Origin of the sequence: Pseudomonas sp. ICMP 10191 (assembly GCF_001467335.1) — a bacterium.
Classification (GTDB): Bacteria; Pseudomonadota; Gammaproteobacteria; order Pseudomonadales; family Pseudomonadaceae; genus Aquipseudomonas; species Aquipseudomonas cerasi.
In genome coordinates this window covers 21,326-42,219 of sequence record NZ_LKGW01000101.1, presented here as the reverse complement: position 1 = coordinate 42,219, position 20,894 = coordinate 21,326, and the positions used below count along the sequence as shown (strand labels likewise).

At 58.1% G+C, this 20,894-nt stretch carries 20 protein-coding genes; 14 read left to right on the top strand and 6 right to left on the bottom strand.

All coding sequences use genetic code 11. The features are described from left to right. Positions 1–16: 16 nt before the first annotated feature. The 10 genes from AO388_RS08630 to AO388_RS08585 all read left to right on the top strand — a co-directional run bounded on the left by AO388_RS08630 (position 17) and on the right by AO388_RS08585 (position 7,916). Positions 17–1,030, top strand: a complete 1,014-nt coding sequence (locus AO388_RS08630; RefSeq protein ID WP_003430758.1) for a LacI family DNA-binding transcriptional regulator — start codon at positions 17–19, stop codon at positions 1,028–1,030. A gap of 258 nt (positions 1,031–1,288) precedes the next feature. Beyond that, entirely contained in the window at positions 1,289–2,233 is a 945-nt protein-coding gene (locus AO388_RS08625) for a substrate-binding domain-containing protein (protein WP_003371225.1), read from the top strand. 10 nt (positions 2,234–2,243) lie between these two features. Further along, on the top strand, positions 2,244–3,020 hold the full coding sequence (locus tag AO388_RS08620) for an ATP-binding cassette domain-containing protein (protein WP_003371222.1): 777 nt from the start codon (positions 2,244–2,246) through the stop codon (positions 3,018–3,020). Positions 3,021–3,034: 14 nt separating this feature from the next. Then, a complete protein-coding gene (locus AO388_RS08615) occupies positions 3,035–4,054 on the top strand; it encodes an ABC transporter permease (protein WP_003371220.1) in 1,020 nt (339 codons plus the stop codon). Then, positions 4,051–5,166 (top strand): phosphotriesterase family protein, encoded by a 1,116-nt coding sequence (locus tag AO388_RS08610; RefSeq protein ID WP_058416299.1) that lies wholly within the window; start codon positions 4,051–4,053, stop codon positions 5,164–5,166. The genes AO388_RS08615 and AO388_RS08610 overlap by 4 nt, the downstream gene beginning before the upstream one ends. After that, the gene (locus AO388_RS08605; RefSeq protein WP_044310430.1) at positions 5,163–5,918 is read left to right on the top strand and encodes a glutamine amidotransferase; all 756 of its coding nucleotides are present in this window, start codon (positions 5,163–5,165) and stop codon (positions 5,916–5,918) included. The genes AO388_RS08610 and AO388_RS08605 overlap by 4 nt, the downstream gene beginning before the upstream one ends. Positions 5,919–5,930: 12 nt before the next feature. Further along, positions 5,931–7,061 (top strand): M20 family metallopeptidase, encoded by a 1,131-nt coding sequence (locus tag AO388_RS08600; protein ID WP_058416298.1) that lies wholly within the window; start codon positions 5,931–5,933, stop codon positions 7,059–7,061. A gap of 187 nt (positions 7,062–7,248) precedes the next feature. Beyond that, positions 7,249–7,464, top strand: a complete 216-nt coding sequence (locus tag AO388_RS08595; RefSeq protein WP_003371213.1) for a hypothetical protein — start codon at positions 7,249–7,251, stop codon at positions 7,462–7,464. 64 nt (positions 7,465–7,528) lie between these two features. Continuing rightward, a complete protein-coding gene (locus AO388_RS08590; protein ID WP_003430765.1) occupies positions 7,529–7,720 on the top strand; it encodes a hypothetical protein in 192 nt (63 codons plus the stop codon). Between the two features lies 1 nt (position 7,721). Then, positions 7,722–7,916: a hypothetical protein gene (locus AO388_RS08585; protein ID WP_003371208.1), complete on the top strand. Its 195-nt coding sequence runs from the start codon at positions 7,722–7,724 to the stop codon at positions 7,914–7,916. A gap of 22 nt (positions 7,917–7,938) precedes the next feature. On the opposite strand, the gene AO388_RS08580 is transcribed toward AO388_RS08585, so the two are convergent. Then, positions 7,939–9,552 carry an ATP-binding response regulator gene (locus tag AO388_RS08580; RefSeq protein ID WP_003371205.1) on the bottom strand — a complete coding sequence of 538 codons (1,614 nt, stop codon included), beginning with the start codon at positions 9,550–9,552 and terminating at the stop codon, positions 7,939–7,941. Positions 9,553–9,801: 249 nt separating this feature from the next. Between AO388_RS08580 and AO388_RS08575 the strand changes: the two genes are divergently transcribed. Further along, positions 9,802–10,425 (top strand): response regulator, encoded by a 624-nt coding sequence (locus AO388_RS08575; protein WP_003430766.1) that lies wholly within the window; start codon positions 9,802–9,804, stop codon positions 10,423–10,425. Positions 10,426–10,440: 15 nt separating this feature from the next. Here the strand turns inward: AO388_RS08575 and AO388_RS08570 are convergent, their stop codons facing one another. The 3 genes from AO388_RS08570 to AO388_RS08560 are packed head-to-tail and all read right to left on the bottom strand — an operon-like array spanning position 10,441 to position 15,205. Then, a complete protein-coding gene (locus tag AO388_RS08570) occupies positions 10,441–11,802 on the bottom strand; it encodes a TolC family protein (protein WP_058416297.1) in 1,362 nt (453 codons plus the stop codon). After that, positions 11,802–13,952, bottom strand: coding sequence for a peptidase domain-containing ABC transporter (locus AO388_RS08565; protein WP_058416296.1), 2,151 nt, complete (start codon positions 13,950–13,952; stop codon positions 11,802–11,804). The genes AO388_RS08570 and AO388_RS08565 overlap by 1 nt, the downstream gene beginning before the upstream one ends. Next, positions 13,949–15,205 (bottom strand): HlyD family secretion protein, encoded by a 1,257-nt coding sequence (locus tag AO388_RS08560; RefSeq protein WP_058416295.1) that lies wholly within the window; start codon positions 15,203–15,205, stop codon positions 13,949–13,951. The genes AO388_RS08565 and AO388_RS08560 overlap by 4 nt, the downstream gene beginning before the upstream one ends. Positions 15,206–15,562: 357 nt before the next feature. Here AO388_RS08560 and AO388_RS08555 point away from each other — a divergent pair, with 357 nt between their 5' ends. The 3 genes from AO388_RS08555 to AO388_RS08545 all read left to right on the top strand — a co-directional run bounded on the left by AO388_RS08555 (position 15,563) and on the right by AO388_RS08545 (position 18,534). Next, positions 15,563–15,787: a hypothetical protein gene (locus AO388_RS08555; RefSeq protein WP_024662187.1), complete on the top strand. Its 225-nt coding sequence runs from the start codon at positions 15,563–15,565 to the stop codon at positions 15,785–15,787. A 398-nt stretch (positions 15,788–16,185) separates the two neighbouring features. Further along, the gene (locus AO388_RS08550; protein ID WP_161937166.1) at positions 16,186–17,802 is read left to right on the top strand and encodes an ATP-binding response regulator; all 1,617 of its coding nucleotides are present in this window, start codon (positions 16,186–16,188) and stop codon (positions 17,800–17,802) included. Positions 17,803–18,027: 225 nt separating this feature from the next. Beyond that, positions 18,028–18,534: a hypothetical protein gene (locus AO388_RS08545; protein WP_003430771.1), complete on the top strand. Its 507-nt coding sequence runs from the start codon at positions 18,028–18,030 to the stop codon at positions 18,532–18,534. A gap of 56 nt (positions 18,535–18,590) precedes the next feature. Here AO388_RS08545 and AO388_RS08540 read toward each other — a convergent pair whose 3' ends face one another. Further along, positions 18,591–19,091 carry a hypothetical protein gene (locus tag AO388_RS08540; protein WP_024662189.1) on the bottom strand — a complete coding sequence of 167 codons (501 nt, stop codon included), beginning with the start codon at positions 19,089–19,091 and terminating at the stop codon, positions 18,591–18,593. A gap of 284 nt (positions 19,092–19,375) precedes the next feature. Further along, complete coding sequence (locus AO388_RS08535) at positions 19,376–20,644, bottom strand: OmpP1/FadL family transporter (RefSeq protein ID WP_058396831.1); 1,269 nt, start codon at positions 20,642–20,644, stop codon at positions 19,376–19,378. Between the last annotated feature and the right edge of the window lie 250 nt (positions 20,645–20,894).

Genomic DNA, 20,894 nt, shown 5'->3' with positions numbered 1-20,894 from the left:
ATAAAATCCGACCGCCATGACCAGACCCGTAACACTTCAGGATGTCGCCAACCATGCCGGCCTTTCCAAGGCTGCGGTGTCGCGCTACCTGAATCGAAGTATCAGCCTGCCGCCGGAGACCGCGAAACGTATCGACACGGCGATCAAGGCGCTGGACTACCGGGGCAACAGTCTGGCCCGGCGCCTGAGCAAAGGCGGCAGTGAGACCATTGGTCTGGTGCTGCCGGACATCGCCAACCCGTTTTTTGCCGAGCTGGCAGACGCGGCCGAGGAAGAGGCGTCCGCCAACGGGTATAACCTGGTGCTGTGTGTCACCCGCAACCTGCTTGAACGTGAAAGCACCTTTGTGCGCTGGCTGGATTCACGTAACGTCGATGGCTTGCTACTGGTCAGCAACCGTCCGGACGACGGCACGCTGGCCAGTCAGTTGGCGAGCTACCGCAATATCATTCTGCTCGACGAAGACGTTCCCGGCACCTCGCAGCCCAAAGTGTTCGCCGACAACCATCAGGGTGGTCGCCTGGCGACTGACTATCTGATCCGCCATGGCCATCGACGCATCGCTCATGTGTCCGGGCCGTCGGCCTTGATGAGTGCCCGCGAGCGCTATGCCGGCTACCGGGAAGCGCTGGCGCTGGCGGGCATCGCAGAGGTGCCGGAATACCTGTGCTTCGGGGATTACAGCCGTGAGTTCGGGCGTATCGCAACCGCTCAGCTGCTCACCCTGCCCCACCCTCCGGAGGCGATTTTCGCCGCCAGTGACTTCATCGCTCTGGGCGTACTCGATGTCCTGCGTGAGCGCAATATCAGCGTGCCCGGCGCCATGTCGCTGGTGGGGTTCGACGACGCCGTGTATGCCAGTCTGCTGACCCCACCGCTGTGTACCATCCGCCAGTCCTCCAGGGAGCTTGGCCGTCTCGGCGTGGCGCAATTGCTGCAGCGCATGGCGGGCGGCGACTGTACACAGGACGTCGTGCGCGTACCCGTAGAGTTGATCTGCCGGGGCACGGTAGCAACGCGCAGTGACTGATTGCGGGGCAACCAGTAACACCCGGCCTTAAATCGGTGCACTGCCATCGGCATCCTGAAAAGCCGATGATTGCGGAAAACTGTGGCGCATCAAGGACGTACGGTGACTGGCCGGGATCGTGAAAAAAATGGCACACAATCTGCTTTCTCCAGTTCTCAAACCTGAAGACAAAGCTCATTTGTCTTTTTTTTGAAACGGCTGGTAAACCGGTTTACCGATCTGATTTGCCGCACCGGCAAACAGACTAGGAGGATGGCAATGCTGCGTTTTAGCAAGCGTTTCACCCTGACCCTCGGCGCTGTTCTGGCCTTGGCGTTGTCACCCATCATTCAGGCCCAGACCGGCAAACGTCTGGCTCTGGTACAGGTCAACCAGCAGGCGCTGTATTTCACCCAGATTACCCAGGGCGCACAGGCTGCGGCGAAAGCTGCCGGAGCAGAGCTGGTGGTGTTCAACGCCAACGACAATCCGTCAGCCCAGAACGACGCCATCGAGGCCTATATTCAGGACAAGGTCGACGCCATTCTGGTCTGCGCCATCGACGTCAACGGTATCAAACCTGCGGTCACCGCAGCTGCGCAGGCGGGAATCCCGGTGGTGGCAATCGACGCTGTGATTAATGGCGACAATGCCGTACAGGTCGGCGTGGATAACCGCGAGGCAGCCCGACAGATCGGCCAGTACACCGGCGAATACATCAACCGCGAACTGGCGGGCAAGGCCAGCATCGGCGTGGTCGGAGCCCTCGGCTCTTATGTACAGAATCTGCGTCTGGACGGTTTCCGCGAGGGCCTGGCAAAGACCGCCAGCCAGGCGAAGATCGTCAATACCGTCGACGGTAACAATGTGCAGGACACCGCCCAGGCGGCGGCGGAAAACCTGCTGACCGCCAACCCTGATCTGCAGATCATTTATGCCACTGGCGAACCCGCCCTGATTGGCTCGGTTGCCGCGAGCATGTCGCAAGGTGCGGGCGAGCGGGTCAGGATTTTCGGGTGGGACCTGTCCTCTCAGGCAGTGCAGGGTCTGGATGACGGCTCTGTCGCGGTGGTGGTGCAACAGAACACGCAGGCCATGGGCAAGACGGCGGTGGAGTCGGCACTGGCACTGTTGTCCGGAAAAACCGTGGCTCGCGAACAGAGTATTCCCGTCACGCTGGTGACCAAAGCCAACCTGGCAGCCTATCGCGCCGAATTCAAATAAGGGGCTCAGCATGCAGACGCCTGGCGAAGTGCCTCGGGTACAGATGAGTGCCATCACTAAACACTATGGCTCGATAGCCTCGTTACGCGGTGTCGACCTGCTGTTGCAGCCCGGTGAAGTGCTGGGGCTGGTGGGCGACAACGGCGCAGGCAAATCCACGCTGACCAAGATTCTGTCAGGTGCGGAGTTACCCACCAGCGGACGAATCGCCATCGATGGCGAGGAAGTCAGTTTCAGCGGTCCGGCAGATGCACAGCGCTGCCATATCCAGATGGTGTATCAGGACCTGTCGCTGTGTGACACCGTCGATGTGGCCGGAAACCTCTTCATGGGCCGCGAACCGATGCGCCGCGTGCTCGGCGTGCCATTGCTCGATGAGACGCGCATGCACCGCGAAGCACGGCAGATTCTTGAAGCATTGGGCATCACCATTCCGGATACCCGCGCGCAGGTACGACACCTTTCCGGTGGCCAGCGCCAGGCCGTTGCGATTGCCCGCGCGGCCGCCTTCGGGCCTAAGGTTCTGATCATGGACGAGCCCACCGCTGCCCTCGCGGTAGCCGAAGTCGAAGCGGTGCTGGAGTTGATTCGTACCATCAGCCGCCAAGGCGTCAGCGTGATTCTGATCACCCACAGGTTGCAGGACCTGTTTCTGGTCTGTGACCGCCTCATGGTGATGTATGACGGCGCCAATCTGGCCGAGCGAAGGATCGCCGACACCGACCTCAACGAGGTCGTCGAACTCATCGTCGGGCACAAATTCACTGCCCGCTCCGCTAGCGCCTGAAAGGATATGACGCCATGAAAACGCTCGATCTCACGCGCCAACGCATTCTGCCGCAGTCGCTGTTCAAGCGCCTGCTGCACGACTTTCCCGGCGTGGTCAGCATCGGCCTGTTTTTCGCCCTGTGCTTTGTGCTGTTCGCGCTGGTGACCGATAACTTTTTAAGCGGTGCCAACCTGCTCAACGTTATCCGGCAAAACGCGCCGTTACTGATTGTCGCGGTGGCGATGACGCTGGTGGTCACCACCGGCGGCATCGACCTGTCCGTTGGCTCGACCCTGGCGCTGGTCGGTGCGCTGGCAGCCATGGCGCTCAATGCCTGGCATTTGCCCTGGCCGCTGGTTCTGCTCGGCGGGCTTGCCGTCGGCGCGATGATCGGGGCGCTGAACGGCTACTTCATCGCCTACGCGGGCATCCCGGCCTTTATCGTCACCCTGGCCACCCTGACCATTATTCGTGGCCTGGCGATGCTGCTGACGCAAGGCTATTCGATCCCCGTTCCACGCGAGGAAGCAGCGTTTCTGGCCTTGGGTCGCGGCTGGTTTCTCGGCGTGCCGCTGACCGCCTGGCTGGCCTTGCTGGTCACACTGGGCGGGGTGTTGGTGCTCGGCAAAATGCGCTTTGGCCGCTACCTCACGGGTATCGGTGCCAACGCTGAAAGCGTGCGCCGTGCCGGGGTGAATCATCGCGGGGTGCTGCTGCGGGTCTACATGCTCAGTGGCATGGCGGCCGCCCTGGCCGGCATGATCGTCACGGCCAGGCTGGGCAGTGGCTCCTCGAATCAGGGCGAAGGTTTCGAACTGGAAGTGATTGCCGCCGTGGTCCTCGGCAGCACCAGCCTGTTCGGTGGCTTCGGCACGATTGTCGGCACACTGTTGGGGGTACTGACCATGGCAGCGATCAAGAACGGGCTGATTCTGGCCCACGTCTCACCGTTCTACACGCAAATCGCCACGGGCCTGATCGTACTATTGGCGATCTGGCTGAACACACGCATTCTACGTACCGGCCGCCCACTCGGGAGGGCTGGAGCATGAGCCTGTTTCGTCATCCTTCACCCCTTCCACTCGGCGTCGACAGCGGCCATGCCATGACGGTGCTGGGGCCAATGCCGGTCGAGCGCCTTGGCGTCACTTTGATGCACGAACACATTCTGCTCGACGCATCGGGCAAATGGGTCGCACCCAGTTGCTGCGGCGAACGGCACCTGGCCGAGCGCCCGGTGAGCATCGAACTGCTCGGCGAGCTGCACATGAACCCGCTGGTCAGCCGCGACAATTGTCAGTTGTTCGATGTCGACCTCGCGTGCGAAGAACTGCTGAAGTACCGGGCGCTGGGCGGGGAAACGGTGGTCGATCCGACCAATCTGGGCATCGGCCGCGACCCGCAGGCCTTGCAGCGGATTTCCCGTCTGACCGGCCTGAATATCATCATGGGTGCCGGTTTCTATCTGGAACCCTCGCACCCGCATTACGTGCACGAACGCTCGGTTGAACAACTGGCGGAGCAGATCATTCATGACGTGGGCGGCGGTGAAGAGAAGCCCGAGGTGATTGCCGGCCTGATCGGCGAGATTGGTGTTTCTGCCGCGTTCACGGCTGACGAAGAAAAATCACTGCGCGCCGCAGCCCGTGCAAGTGCTGCGACCGGCGTGCCGCTCTCGGTGCACCTGCCTGGCTGGGAGCGCCTCGGCCATCGGGTACTGGACATCGTTGAGGCTGAAGGCGCCGACCTGCGCCATACGGTGCTGTGCCACATGAACCCTAACCACAGCGACCCTGCGTATCAGCATGCGCTGGCGGCACGCGGCGCGTTTCTGGAATACGACATGATCGGCATGGGTTACTACTTCGCCGACGAGCACGCGCAGTCGCCCAGCGATGAAGAAAACGCGCGGGCCATCGTCGCTCTGATCGAGCACGGCTTCGGCTCGCAGGTGCTGTTGTCTCAGGACGTCTTTCTGAAAACCATGCTGACTCGCTATGGCGGCCATGGTTATGGCTACCTGCTGAAACACTTTGTCCCGCGCCTGCGCCGTCATGGCGTTACCGGTGAACAACTCGAAAACCTTTTGATCGACAACCCGCGCCGGGTCTTCCAGCGCGGCTTCCAGGCTCCTTTTTCATCGCAGAGGAATGCAACGTCATGAAACAGTCCGTATTGCTGGCTGGCGAATCATGGGTCAGCACGTCAACCCACATCAAGGGCTTCGATCAGTTCGACAGCGTCACCGCGCACAATGGCGCACGGCGTTTGCTTGCGGCGATGGCAGACAGCGACTATCAGATCACGCAGATGTGCGCCGATCAGGCACAGACCGACTTTCCGGCCACGGTTGAAGCACTCAGTCAGTATCAGGCGGTGATCCTCTCCGACATCGGTGCCAATACCCTGCTGCTGCACCCGGACACCTGGCTGCGTGGCAAGCGTACGCCCAACCGCCTCAAAGCTCTTCGCGAATACGTCTTGCAGGGCGGTGCATTGATGATGGTCGGCGGCTACTTCAGCTTTCAAGGCATCAACGGCGGCGCGCGCTACCGCGGAACGCCTGTCGAGGAAGTCTTGCCTGTGCGTTGCCTGCCTTACGACGATCGTGTCGAAGTGCCGGAAGGCTTTCTGCCGCAGATCAACAGCGATCACCCGATACTGCAAGGCCTGGGCGGCGAATGGCCGTACCTGCTTGGCTACAACGAAGTTGAGTTGCATCCCGAAGCTCAATTGCTGGCCACGGTCGAAGGCTCTCGGCACCCGCTGCTTGCCGCGCGTGAAGTCGGTGCAGGTCGCACGCTGGCCTGGACCAGCGACCTTTCCGAACACTGGCTGCCGGAAGCTTTTCTCGACTGGGAAGGCTATCGCCGCTTCTGGATCAACAGCCTCGACTGGCTGACCCGCCGTACCTGACCGGAGGCTCCGATGCTCGATGACCCGATAGCCCTGACCCGTGCACTGTTAGCGTTCCAGACCCTCAACCCGCCGGGCGACGAGGAAGCGTGTGCGGCTTTTCTTGCCGAGCAGCTGAGCCGCCACGGGTTTGTCTGCGAGCTGCAGCGTTTCGGTGAGCGCCGTTTCAATCTGGTCGCCTGGCTTGAGGGCGACGGCCCCGGCAAACCGCTGGGGTTCACCGGCCACCTGGATACCGTACCGCTCGGCAATGCCACCTGGAGTCACTCGCCGTTTGCCGGTGAGATTGCCGACGGCCGGCTTTACGGGCGAGGATCCAGCGACATGAAAGCGGGCATTGCCGCCTTCATCGTGGCCTGCCAGCGCAGCCGTGATTCCATTCGACGCGGGCCCGGCGTTCGCCTGATACTCACCGGCGGAGAGGAAACCGGCTGTGACGGCGCCAAGGCACTGTGCAGTGACGCGCCCCACTTGCTCGGTGAACTGGGCGCACTGCTGATCGGAGAGCCGACGGCCAACTACCCGATACTCGGGCACAAAGGCGCGTTATGGCTGCGCTGCGCCAGCCATGGCCTGACGGCCCACGGCGCCATGCCGGAAGAAGGCGTGAACGCTATCTACCTGGCCGCCGAACACATTGGCCGCGCGCAGACCTTTGAAGTAGGCCCTGCACATCCACTCATGCGCAAGCCGACGCTGAACGTCGGCACCATCAGCGGCGGCCTGAACATCAACTCGGTGCCGGACTACGCAGCGTTCACCCTGGACCTGCGCACTGCACCGAATCTGGACCACGATGAAATTCGCGGACGGCTGGCGGCCCACCTGGGCAGCAGCGCGGAGTTGAGCACCCTGATTGATCTGCCTGGTATTTGTGCCAGCCCCGACGAGCCTTGGGTGCAACAGGTTTTTGCACGCTGCCAGGCCTTGCATGACGCTCCCCTGGAGGAAAAGGCAGTGCCCTACTTTACCGATGCTGCCGTGCTGCTCCCCGCCATCGGCTATCCGCCCACCCTTATTCTCGGCCCGGGGGAGCCCGCTATGGCGCACAAGGTCGATGAGTATTGTGAAGTCGACAAACTTCACCAATGCGTCGAGTTGTATGCCGGATTGATCGAAGACTGGACAGCCCTGCACGTGTGATGCGGAGCGTTGCGCAACTCTGCCAGTGCGTGCCGTTTAGCACACCTGCACTATTTGATTTAACTGCGCACTCGTTGAGTATTGTCGCTGCCTTTAGCGCGGAACAGGCTGTGTCTGAACAGCCTTGACGAGCATCGGCTTACTTACCCGTCAGGTAGTAACTGACTCCATAAAAAGGTAATGATCCATGAATAAAGAATTGATGATGCGCGAACTCAACGAGCAGGAAATGTCACAGATCAACGGTGGCATGAGCACCGGCGAAGGCGTTGCGGCCATTGGTGTGGTGGTGGCGGCTACCGCTCTGGCGCCTGCGACTGCGGTCGGTGCCGGAGTGATACTGGCCGGTGTAGCAGCTGTCAGCGCTTTTGATGCGTTCCAAAGCTACCAGATGGCGCAATAACACGTTTTGTCATGCTGCGTGAACACTGTGCTACAGGCACTTATGCAGTACTTAGGAGAACCCTATGACATCCGATCGTTATAAAGTATTTGGGAAAGCCGTCAATTCGTCATTACTGTTCTGGCTCACAGCGGTTTCTTTTCTGATCGCCGCCAGCCTGGACTTTCAATGGAGCTACATTGGATTCGCCGGCATGTTTGCAGCTGTCGCTGTTGGCGGCCTCAGTGAAAACGCTCATAGCGACCAGGAGAGTTGACATGATGTCCCGGCCCCTAGAAACCATTAACACTCATGAACTGACAGATGCCGAATTGCAGCGGGTGTCCGGTGGTGCTGATTTCACCATCATGCCGGTACCCGGTGTTGGCGTGATCAAGCCTGATCCGGTCTGCGTCTATCCATTCCCTGACGTGCCTCCACCGTCAGACATTCGTGGGCCATTCATTGGTTGATGCCCTGTGTGCCCTGGCCAGATCAGGGCACATTTACCCGCCTCTCGCGAACCGACAACAGGTTCAGGCGCAATTCCGATGGTCGCAGCGGCTTGGACAGTACGGACACTTCCGCGCCATGCAACGATTCAAGAACGACGTCCATCTCTCGCCCGGTGACGATGAGTGCCGGTACGTCCCAGCCTCGGGCAGCCCTTATGCTTTCGATGCAATCAAGGCCGTTGGCCGTCGTACCCAGATCATAATCGGCGACGATGATGTCGCAATTGGTAGTCAGGCCCTCGGCTGAAAGCGCGGTCTGGACTTCGCACCCCCATCGCTCCAACAATGCGGCGGTGGCCATCAGCACGTTGCGGTCGTCTTCCACCAGACAGATCCTGACGCCTTTTAGCAGGCTGTCGCCCAATGGTTTTCTGCGCACAGGCTGTACCGGAGCACTCACTTCTTCAAGTCCGTGAATGGTCACCGTGGTGCCGCGGTTGACCCGCGAATCGATAGTGATCTGTACTTCCAGAATCTGACTGAGTCGCTTGACGATGGACAACCCCAGCCCTACGCCTTCCACGTCCTTGTCGCGCACATGCCGGATGCGGTAAAACTCGTCGCAGACTTTGGGCAGATGCTCCGCCGCAATGCCACGCCCCTGATCGTGCACGCTGATCGACAAGCCACCGTTGCGGCGACGCACACCGATCAGCACCGGGTGCTCGGGGGCATATTTGAGTGCATTGGACAGAATGTTCTGCACCATCGTGGCAAGCAAGGTGGCATCGACTCTGACCCAGCGTCGACAAGGCCGGACTCTCAACTCCACGCCGGCCCATCGGGCAGCCGCCGTATTTTGCTGCACGATTTCATTGAGCATGTCGCCCAGATTGACCACGTCCGACTTGGCCGACACCTTGCCGCTGTCCAGCGTGTAGATATCCAGAATCGAGCGAAACAACTGCGAAAGGTTGTGCAGGGAACGATCGATGTTGTCGACCAGTTGCCGCTCGTATTCGCCAAGCGGGCTGGCGCGCAGGCACGCAGTGAACATGCCGATGGAGTGAATGGGCTGGCGCAGATCATGGCTCGCCTGGGCGAGAAAACGCTCTTTTTCACGGTTGGCGACAGTCGCCTGCTCTGACGCCTGCCGAGCCCTTACCAACAAAATGTGAGCGTAGCCGGGCACCAGAATTGTGACAGCGATCAGCATCAGTACCACAAATGGTTGCGCCTGCCAGTAAGGCGTCAATTGATAGATGATCAATATCGCCAGCAGCGCGAGCGAGGCTGCAATCGCCAGATAACGCGAGCCGAAGCGCATACCGTTACCCAGGGTCACCCAGACCATCACACTGAAAATCGGCAGCGTTGCTTCACCACCCACGACCAGGCCGACGGAAATTGCGGTGTAGTCATGCACCATCCCGAAGACACGGCGCACCGGAAACACACCCGGGTAAGTGATGATGTGCTGGCGCAGAATCAGAGACACCACCAGAAAGGCGACGTAATAGAGAATGATCGGTTGATACTTCGCTACATCGAGCCCAGGCAGAAACCCCACCAGCGACACATAGATGATCGCGCAGGTTGCCACGATCAGCCTCAGCGTTGCCTGATCCCGTTCAGCGTTTTTCCGGTCGTCCATCAACGCACCTCGATTTACTGCGAACTCATACCGCTTGGGATCGTGCGCAGTACAGGCTTGTGGTGTGCCATCTTGCACGGCAACTTAATTACACTTCAGTCGCCACCATCATCTGATTGGCGTCCTGCAAACCGGCCTTTCCAGAGTGTCGCGGCAGCGCGTAAATAATGACTCTAATTTTGTATCACAGGCGATACATATTGTTGCTATCGAGTATGATAACCCGACTAAAAATTCGGAAGCAGAGGCATGGCGTGCAGAATCATAGTGGCTGACGACCACCCCTTATTTCGCGAAGGCATGTTGCGCACCATCGAACGTCTACTGCCAGAAGCACTCATTGAGCAAGCCGGCAATTTCAATGAAGTGCTGACGCTGGCGCGCTCCGGTGACGAAGTTGACACACTGATTCTCGACCTGCGCTTTCCCGGTCTGGAGTCGATGCACACCATCGCCGAACTGCGCAATGAGTTCCGACGCACCTCGATCATCGTGGTCTCGATGATCGATGATCCGGAGACCATCTCCCAAGTCATGTTGAACGGCGCTGATGGCTTTATCGGCAAGAACATCGACCCGCAGGAAATAACCGACTCCATCGTCGCTATCCGTCAGGGCGAAGTCGTCGTCAAGTACAAGTCTGAAGGATCAATTTTCAACGAATCGGCCGTTAATGCGCTAAGCCCTCTTACTGCCCGTCAGAAACAAGTACTTGGCCTGGTGGCTGCCGGTAAAACCAACAAGGAAATCGCCAAGGATCTGGGTATCTCGCCTTTCACTGTGCGTATACATGTTTCTAGCCTGCTCAAGGTGCTGGGCGTGTCCACCCGAGCGGCCGCCGCAGCGCAATTCTCCAGCCTGGCGATCAAGTAAGTGCTTGAAAAACGTTCAGTCGTCGATGTTCAGACTGCCAAGGTCAGATGCCAGTTGCAGCTTGGCGTTATGCCAGTTGACCAACGATTCCACACGTTTCTGAGTCGCTGAGGCCAGATCATTCTGCGAGCGCAGAAGCTCGAGAATACTGCCCACCCCGGCTTTGTAACGCCCTTGGGCAATTTCATAAGACTTGCTCGCACTCTCGACAAACAGACGACTGATGGCCAGTGCCCGGGTTCTGGATTCCAGCGCCTGCTGACTCTTCCAGACGCTCAACGCAATACTGTTTTCAACCTCATGCAACGCCTGTTCGCGAGCAGCGCTTTCGTAACTGGCAGCCTTCGCCCTGCGCCGATTGAGAAAGCCATCGAAAATCGGCACCGTGATTTGCACACCGATTGTCCAGGTGTCTATCTCCTGACGGGTGGAAACCTGCTCGATGGGCGTATCCTGGCGACTGTAGTTACTGAACAGCGAGATGGACGGTCGGCTCTGAGCTTTCGCCTCATCAACTCTTGCCTGACTCGCCGCCCAGTCCGCACGGGCTTTTTCTATAGAGGGATGCAGCGCCCTGGCCTGCTCCATCAATGCATTGACGTCCCCCAGAAATGCTACGTCCTCACTGCCCGGCTCATCCAACGCAACCAGTTTGAGCGGGGCACCGGGTGATAACCCGAGCTGGCTGGCCAATTCGCCGCGCGCCGCTGCCAGGTCGCCTTCCGCCATCACTCGATCCAGCTGCGCTTCGGCAAAATCGGATTGTGCCTGCAGACGATCAGTCTGCTCACCGGCGCCAGCACGGTATTTCGCGTCAGCAGCTTTCAAGCTGTTGTCGGCAAGACGTTCTGCACTGACTTTGGCCTGCAACAGCGCGGTGTTGGCCTGCACCTGGTAAAAGACTCTGGCGGTGGCAAGCATCGACTTCTGCACTTCCTCAATGCGGCTGCTACTGGCGGCGTTCAATAATTGCCGGGCACTTTCGACTTTTGCGGCGCGAAGACCGAAGTCAAATAGCACCCAGCTCATGTTCACGCCGTAGATGCTGGTACTGGCGTTCAGCCTTGAATTGGCTTCGGAGAACCCCGGATAACGCGTGGTCTTACCGGCCCGGCCTTTTTGAAACTGCCCTTCCACGGTCGGGTAGTAGGCCGAATGCTCGGCGTCCATCTCCGCTTGACGCGCCAGCTCGGTCAGCCACGCTTCACGCAACTTGGGATCGGCACACAACGCGACAGACACCGCCGTCGCGAGGTTCAGGGTATCGGGAAGCCGACTGGAACCAGTGCACGCCGGTACGCGGTTATCCGCCATGCACAGCGACGCCAGCAATATACCGGCGACGCTCGACAAGGCCCATTTGCCGACACGGCGCATCACGGCTCGGGGCCCTGCGCTGAAGGCTCTCCGAGCACGGGGCCGTCGTAGGCAATTCGACCATTGGCCAGCGCCACGACCCGATCCGCCGATCGAATGGTTTCCGGTCGGTGGGCGACAATGATCCGGGTGATGTTCAGCGTCTCAAGCGCCTGATTGACCGCCGCTTCGCGAGTAATGTCCAGATGGCTGGTCGCTTCATCGAGAAACAGCAACTGCGGTCTTTTATAAAGCGCCCGGGCCAGCAATACCCGCTGCTTCTGACCGCCGGACAATACAGTCCCCATGTCACCCACCAGCGTGTTGTAGCCCATCGGCATCTGGGCGATGTCATCGTGGACAGCGGCCAGCCGTGCACACTGCTCAATCCATTGCTGGTCGGCACTGGTCTCGAAAAAGCTGATGTTGTCGCCAATCGACCCGGCGAACAGCACATCATCCTGAAGTACCGTGCCGGTCAGGCGCCGCAGCCTGCTGACATGATCAGGCCCGACCGGCTGTCCATCCAGCAGAACACTACCGGCGCTGGGTGCCAGGATGCCGAGCATGACGTTGAGCAAAGTGCTTTTGCCGCCACCCGACGGACCGACGATGGCGACCGACTCGCCAGCGCGAACATGGATCGACACACCATCCAGCACGTAAGGTTCGTACTCGGAATAGCGAAAGCGTACATCACGTACTTCAAGGCTGGGCACGTTCTCACTGCTGGCGTCATCCGCCCCATCCAGTCCCGAAACCGGCTCGGCGTCCTGCAGCACAATGTCGGACAAGCGCTCACCATGCAGGCGCAGCATGATCACGTCGACGATCTTGTCGATCAGCGCGGCGACGCGGCCGTTGAACTGCTCTTTGTACGAGTTGAATGCAATCAGCATCCCGGCACTGAACTGCCCCTCCAGCACCAGCGTGGCGCCCAGCCAGATCACAATGATCGTCACCAGCCCGAACAGTACGCCGTTGAAGGTGCGATAAGCCAGTTGCAGTTTCTGGGGGTGCAAGCCGGCGTTGATTTCCTCCACCAGCAAGGCGCTCCAGGCGCTGCAACGCTGCTCAGGACGATTGAAAAGCTTGATGGTGCGCACGCCGCGCACGCTTTCCAGAAAGTGTGATTGTTGACGAGCCGCATGGACCAGCTGATTCTCGCTGGCACGCCGCAACGGCCCGAACCATGCCCAGCGCGCCAAGGCATAAATCACCATCGCCACCACGGCTACCAACGCCAGTTTAGGGCTGTAAGCGATCATCAGTCCCAGCGTAATGACCGTCATCAGCCCGTCGAGTATGGCTTCAATGAACGACGTGGTGACTGTCTGCTGGATCGACTTCAGAGAGCCGAAGCGCGAGACGATATCGCCAAGATGGCGGCGCTCGAAAAACGCTACTGGCAAACGCAGCAGATGAGTGAACACATTAATCTGCCACTGCGAACCGAGCATTGTACTCAGGTACATAAGCGCCCACCCACGGGCCAGCGCAACGGTATGCTGCATGATCAATAGAATGCCGAAGCCGATGGCCAGCACCGCCAGCAGATCCAGATCAGCGCTGACCAGCACCTTGTCGATCACGGTCTGCATGAAAAACGGGCTGAGAATAGTGCACAGCTCCAGCGCCAGTGCCAACAGCAGCACGTGGGTGAGCACCCGGCCAAACCCGTGCACTCGCCCCAGCAACTTGCGCAACGAAATCGGCGGCCGGGCAGCCACTGGCTGGAAATCACTCTCGGGCCACACCTCCAGCGCCACGCCGGTAAAGGCCGCCGACACCTCATCCAGCGACAGCTTGCACAGGCCACGCGCAGGATCGTGCAGCACAACGCCGTACGCCGTAACCTCCCTGAGCACCACGAAGTGATTAAAGTTCCAGTGCAGCACACAAGGCAGTTGCAGTTGACCCAGCGCATTCAGTTCAACGCGCAATGCCCGGCTGCCAAGCCCGAGTTGCGCGGCCATGCTGATCAGTTGCTTGAGGTTCACGCCTTTCATCGACGGCGAAAGGCGCTTACGCAGAGAAAAAAGGTCGCTGTGCTGTCCATGGTAACGGGCAATCATGGCCATGCACGCCAGACCGCATTCAGTGGCTTCGGTCTGCAACACCACCGGCAGTTTGGTTCCAACCCCGAAAGTGAACGCATTTTTGAGGTTCAAAGGCGTTTTCCTATTCCGCGCAAAGGCTCGAGCAGCCACTCATAGAGCGGCAGCTTTTCCTGCATGATGTCGGCGTCAAGCTGCATGCCGGAGCGCAAGCGCTCGCGTTTGCCCTGACCCTCGATGACTTGTGACGCCAGCGCGACCGTGACCCGATAGAAAGGGCCTTGCTCGCGCATCTGCTCGGAAACATTGCCCAGCGTCATGACTTCCTCAGCAGGCAATGCAGTACGTGAAATCGACGACACCCTGCCCGGCTGCAGGCCGAAGCGCTGATAGGGATAGGCTTGGTAACGCAACATCACGGTATCGCCAGCGCGCACGAAGCCCACCGAGCGACTGGGCAGATACAACTCCGCGTGCAGCTTTGCATTGGCAGGCACGATGCTCAGGAGCGGCCGCGCACTGTCGACCCGTGAGCCGTTGGAGACCGCGATGGCGGTTGCCTCACCGGCCTTTGGTGCAGTAATCAGGACCTCCCGTTTGGTTTCACTTTCGACCAACTGGTCCTGATTCTCGGCCAGCCTGCGTTGCAGATCGGCCAGTTGCTTGCTGTGGTTGAACGGCAACTCGACCAGCTCCGCGCGCAGCCTGGTGCTTTCGGCGCGCACTGTCAGCAGCGAGCGATTCAGCTCTTCACCACGCAGGCGCATGTCCAGCACGGCGTCTTCTTTTTCCTGAAGCTGATCACGAGACACATAATCCTGGCGTTGCAGGTTGGCGTAGCGTTCGGCAATCCCTTTGGTTAACGCCAGCCGCTGACGCGCCAGGTCGATTTGCGCGAGTATTTTCTGCTGTTCGGTTTCCAACGCTTCGACTTGACGCTTTTTGCCTTCCAACTCCTGCTGATGCAGGGCCAGGGTCTTGTCGATCTCCTGAGTCAGGCTTTCCTGACGTCGTTTGATCGAGAGGCTGATCGCCCGTTGCGCACCGCCCGCTTCGCCGTTTTGCGTATCGCTGGACAACGCCATCAACACAGCGTCGGCATTCACCGGCTGCCCTTCGCTGATGCCCAGGTTGTTGACCACCCCGGCTTGCGGCGCATAAATCCTGATCAGACCTTTTTCAGGCAGCACCACACCGCTCGCCGCCGTACGTTTGGTGTATGTAGCGAAAGTCAGAAACAGCCCCATGCAGATGCAGAACAGTAGCGCGACGGCGGCTGCCAGGCGCATCGATACCGGGCTGATCAACAAGACCGTACCCAGCGTGCTGCGCTTCTGAGCGGCGAGCGCTTCAGGTCGAAAGAGCATAAATATGCATCGCGTCGATCATCAGGAATGCGCCATAAGAAACCACAGGGCTCGACAGTATTTAAAGAGAGGGGCGAATAGAAGCCGGACAGTTTCATATAGCCGTCACATGAGTAACGGGCAAACCCTTCACCGACCGACTGAACGTCACCGTATTTAAAGCGCGACGTATTAAAGCGTTGGCGACCGACCACCTCAATAGCACACATGAACTAGTCGCCAAAAGACAGCGGCACAGATAGCTCATGTGTACTATTGCTACTCGCGTCAGGGGATGATTTTAATAACGCTCTCTGCCGTAGGTCGCTGCTACGGAAGACTTGACTTTTCAATGACCCGCTTAGAGGAAATGACGCGATGACTCAAGCAATTAACCCAAAAAAAGCACACGAAACGCTTCATACCGGTCAGGCAGTTCGACTGTTGAACGAGGCAGAGCTGGACTGCGTGGGAGGCGGTATTGAGTTCAGTGCTTTTGGTTATACCTTCGCAGGCGGCGAGTCGTTTGCCCCCGGCTATAACTACGCCTCTATCACCAACTCGCGCGGTATTCCAATTTATTACACCACCTGGCAGAACTGATAAGGCCATCGCATGCAAGTGACAGGACCCGGACTGCCTCCGGGTTCCGTACTCACGAACATCTAAAGCCTGCGTTATACAGCGCGCCGACATTGCCAGGTTCTGGACGAAACGCCGGCGCGAAGGTCAGGCAAGGCAAAAGCAGTCGCGCAGCGGCCGAGGTCGCGTTCGACGCTACGTGATGTAAAGAGCATGCTGACTGGACGCGCATCCCACCCCGTTTCTTTAACGCAACGTCCCCAAGCGCACCCACTTTTCGTACAGAGCCTGCCCCCTTTTCTTTTATACAATATCTGTGTACCGCCATCGACGCGCTGAACACATGACGTGCCTCTCAGCAGTACTGGACTGACCAGGAAAACGTGATGTCGATTCTCTCCCGATGCAGAGACCTGGAAATGATCCAGGCGTTGTTGCGCATGGCAGTGATTGCCACCTCTGCACTGTACGCATTGATCATGCACGCACTGGACGACATGTCCGGCAGCCGAATGTGGGTCATTCTCGGCTATTGCCTGGGCTTCGCCATCGTTGGTATCGGGCTTATCTGGCGTATTGCAGTACGGCCCGGTGTGTCTACCCGGCGCAGAATGTTCGCGCTGGTCGTCGATAACATGGCCGGGATCGTCACAATCACTGTGGGTGGCGAACCGATGCTGCCGGTTTACTCGGTAATGCTCAGCATGACGGTGGGGTATGGCATGCGTTACGGGCGCAATTACCTGTTGCTGGCGACCGGCTTTGCCTTGGCGTCTTTGTGCCTGATCATCCAGCTCACCCCTTTCCTTCAAGAGCATCCCGCCGTTGCGGTGATGATGATCCTGACCATGCTGGTGCTGCCGTCGTTCGTTTACTTCCTGCTCTCGCGATTGCACATCGCACTGAATGAAACCCAGGCGGCCAATGAGGCGAAATCAAGGTTTCTTGCCCAGGCCAGCCATGATCTGCGGCAACCGATTCACTCCATCAGCCTGTTTACTGCCTGTCTGCGCGACGCTTCATTGGGCACAGACGAGCGCCGCCTGGTCGATAACATCGACCGGGCACTCAGCGCTGTAGAACAGCTTTTCCGCTCTCTGCTGGATATCTATACCCTCAATCAGGGAGAAGTGAGTCCACGCCTCGAGACGATTGATGTGGACGCATTAATCAATGGCCTGGTCAGCCAGAACAGTGAGGCGGCCAACTGGGCCGGTGTCGAAATCCGCGTGCGCCCGTGCCGGCAACAGATACGCAGCGACCCTGCGCTGCTTCGCACCCTGCTGCAAAACCTTATCTCGAACGCCTTTAAATATGCCCCCGGCAAACCCCTGCTTATTGCTTGCAGACCCCGCAAGGGGACGTTGGACATCGGCGTCTACGACATGGGCCGCGGTATTTCGGAAAAGCATCTCCCTCATTTGTGCAACGAGTTTTATCGCGTCCGCGAAGAGCGTGATCAGGACATTGAAGGCGTAGGGCTTGGGCTAAGTATCGTCAAACGCATCGCCGGTCTGCTGAAGCTGCACATCCGGATTGGTTCGCGCCTGGATAAAGGCACCGCGGTTGTCATCAGCGGGCTACCGATTGTGGCGGCACGGCAAATCGCGCACGCTCCGGACATTGACTGGAACAAACACCTGTTGGGCGGTTTACGTGTTCTGCTAATCGAGGATAATTACAACGTGCTGCAGGCCACCGCGATGCTGCTGCGCAAATGGGGCTGCGACGTCCAGACCGCTTCCGCCACCCCTCAAGCGAGCGTCGATTGCGATCTGGTCGTTACCGACTTCGACCTCGACCGAAGCGCCACAGGCGCAGACTGCATTAGCTACCTCAGCCAACTGCATGGCCGCCGGATACCTGCAATCGTCATCACTGGCCACGAGATTCAGCATGTACAGCAATCGCTGAATGACCCACAGATACCGGTTCTGTCCAAACCGGTACGGCCTGCGGAGTTACGTTCACTGCTCCTGAGTTTCAAGATGGACTTGATGCAGACGACACGTCGCGCGTCTCTTACCGGGTCCTGAGTGCGACAGTCAGCCAACAGCGCACGTTAGTTTGATTACAACGGCGTTATAGTTCGCTAGTACACCTGTACTATAGTGAATACTTACGCCGTTAGCCTAAGCTAAGAAAGAAACGACTTCATTATATATAGACGCTGAAAAGCTTGTCACCGCAAGGCTTTTTCGCACGTTTCTGTCTGTCTATAAAAACCTTCAACAACTGATTTACCATCAGGGGCATTCGGCATGGGCAATTATTATTCACTGGCGCGGCTAAAAGGTTTAGCGGTTGCGATAACAGTCATGGCCGCTTTAACGGCCTGTTCGACGGGGGGCAGTAACCCTCTTGGCGGGCTGGATGCGTTGACGGGTGAGCCTAAGTTTGAGCCTGACTATATAAAAGCCAATATCATTCCCAAAAAATCGACCAAATCTCAAATCCGGGCGAAATTTGGTGCTCCTAATTCGGCGGAAGATGATGTCGGCGACAACTCCGCACAGTGGTCATACGAGCGTGGCGAATCAGGCGTGGCAATGCTGAAGAAAATGGCCTACAAGTACAGTTACAAGTACGGCGCCGGAACGTCGAACTCAGTATTGGCGCAGGCAGATGGTCACTTGGGAGATGCCGAAGATGTGATGGATGACGTCGGTACCGTCACAGGAACGAAGAGTACAGGTATGAAGAAGGTGATCAACAGGATAGTCATACTCTTCAACGGCGAGACGGTCGACCGGTTCTACACATACTGACCGCTCAGCAATAAGTGTGAAGCCGGTAATGCTGCGATTACCGGCGGTTCAGCCTGTCATTTTTGAAGCGTAAACTCGGCCTTGTCGAAAGACAGCCAGCAGGAATCGTTGTCGGTCCATTTTGACTCGCTGGTGCCGAGAACACCCTTCATCAGAATCTTGTCGCCTTTCTTTAATCCGCTGATCTTCTTCTTGTTCACCAGCAGGTCATCGCGGGTCAGCCCTTGACCGGTGCATTTGGGGTTCTTGGGGTCGGTGAAGATGATCGCAATCTGATTCTGACCGATGGCTGTTCCTGTCTTGGTAATGCGCTGCACAATGCCAGGGATGATCAGCGTGTTAGCGTCCCACTTTTCCTTGGCAGTGACCTCATTGGTTTCCCAGTCGTTCCAGATTTCCGTCAATGTCGTTTGCTTGGCAGTTGTCAGCCCCCGAAGATCCCCGCTCAGCAAATCTCCGGTCTGATCAAAGACCCCGTTTGTCACCGACATGGCCTGATCAAGCCCCGCGCATCCTGACAAGGCCAGAACTAACGGAAACAAGGCTGCACTTTTCATTCACATACTCCGCCGACTGATCGATGCAGGAGTTACCCACGCATCCATTATTTAAGTAACCACGACATGCACATCGCACGGGACTGTATCTACGACCTGAGGGCGTATCAATAGTACAGATGCGCTATACGGCGTACTGTTTTTGATCACAGAAACAAGCCATCAAATTTTTATGTCACCCCCGCAAAAACCTGGACCTTCCTCGAGCCGGTCCAGGCTAACTGACAGGCATTAGAACAACGCCCGGAAAATTTAACCGGGCGTTATGAGAGTCTCTTTCAGGATCAGAATCTATACGTCGCCCCAATACCGTATAAACTCGCACGGCTTTTGTACGTCGCACTGTAACTGCCCAGTGCATTGGCGCGACTGACATCGACACTTTCTTCCTGAAGATACGAGTAGGCGACATCCAGGCTCAGTTGTGGCGTGACGTCATAACCCGCCCCTACGCTGAAGACCTCGCGATCCCCGGTCGGCGTACGGGGTGAACGCCCGGTATTACCGGTCGGCGACTGATCGATAATCACGCCCGCACGCAACACCCACTGCGGATCCAGCCGATACGCAGTACCGAGCGCGTAAGCCCATGTATCGTGCCAGTTCAGGCCTTCCTGAATGGAGCCGGTCAGTGCCGAAGCCAGCGTGCCGCCTTGCGCGGCCGAGACCGGTTGATTGCGCAGGCTCAAGTCCTGCATGCTGCTCCAGCCTGTCCAGGTCGCACTGGCGTAAAGTGTCCAAGCGTCACTAAGCGCCTGAGTCACTGAAAAATCGTAAGACTCCGGCGTGGCCACTTTCAACGTACAGTCGTAACGGTTGCTCGCAAGCAACTGCGGCGGCGTTCCTGCGCCGGTGGAAACTTGCGTGTGACAGCCCAGCTTGTAATCGACCTTGGAATGGTAGGTCAGGCCTACGCGGGTGGAGTCGGTTGCGTTGAATAATACGCCGATATTGAAGCCCACGGCCGTGTCATCACCTGAAACCTTGACACGGGTGTCAGCAATGGCCGGATTAAGCGTGATGTCTGATTCAAGCGTTCCGGCAATTCGATTGAACGTCGGACCGAAGCCAATCGACAGCCTGTTATTGAAGGCGTAGCTGATGGTGGGTTGTAACGTCACCACCTTGATCTCGCTTTTGCTGGCGAACATGCGCCCCTGAAAACTGCTTTCATAATCGGTGGACAAACCGAAGGGTGCGTAGAGCCCCAGGCCGAACGCCCAGTGCTCATCGATTTTCCGGGTGTAAAAACCGAACGGCACCGTGCTGAAGGGCACCATATTGCCATCATTACTCCCTTGTGAACGACCGGCGGCATGGCTGATGTCAGTGGATGCGTCCACGAACGCGGCCCCCATGGTGATTTGGCTGTTGTCCAGCCGCGCCATACCTGCCGGATTACCGTACACCGTGCTGGCGTCCTCAGCCATCGATGCACGGCCAGCCTGACCGCTGCCCATACCGGCGATACTTTGCTCGGTACGGGCGAAGCCGCCAGCAAGAAGTTGAGTGGATGCCAATACAGCGGCAAGGCCAAGTGTAGTTTTCAACAGGGTCATTTTAATCTGCGGCCGTTGTGATTTATAAGCGTCCATGGCGAATTTGCAACTGTCAACGTTACCCGAGGCCACGCCGATTTCTAACGTTTCAATAAAACCGCGCGATGATAAGAGTCGCCGACACCTACTTCCATAGTACAGATGAGCTATTGAATAACTGCCTGCCTGTTGATCGGAACTTATATAATCAGTAACAGGCCGCCGCTAGTACATCCGTGCTATATCCACTGCACCCTCCCCTCCT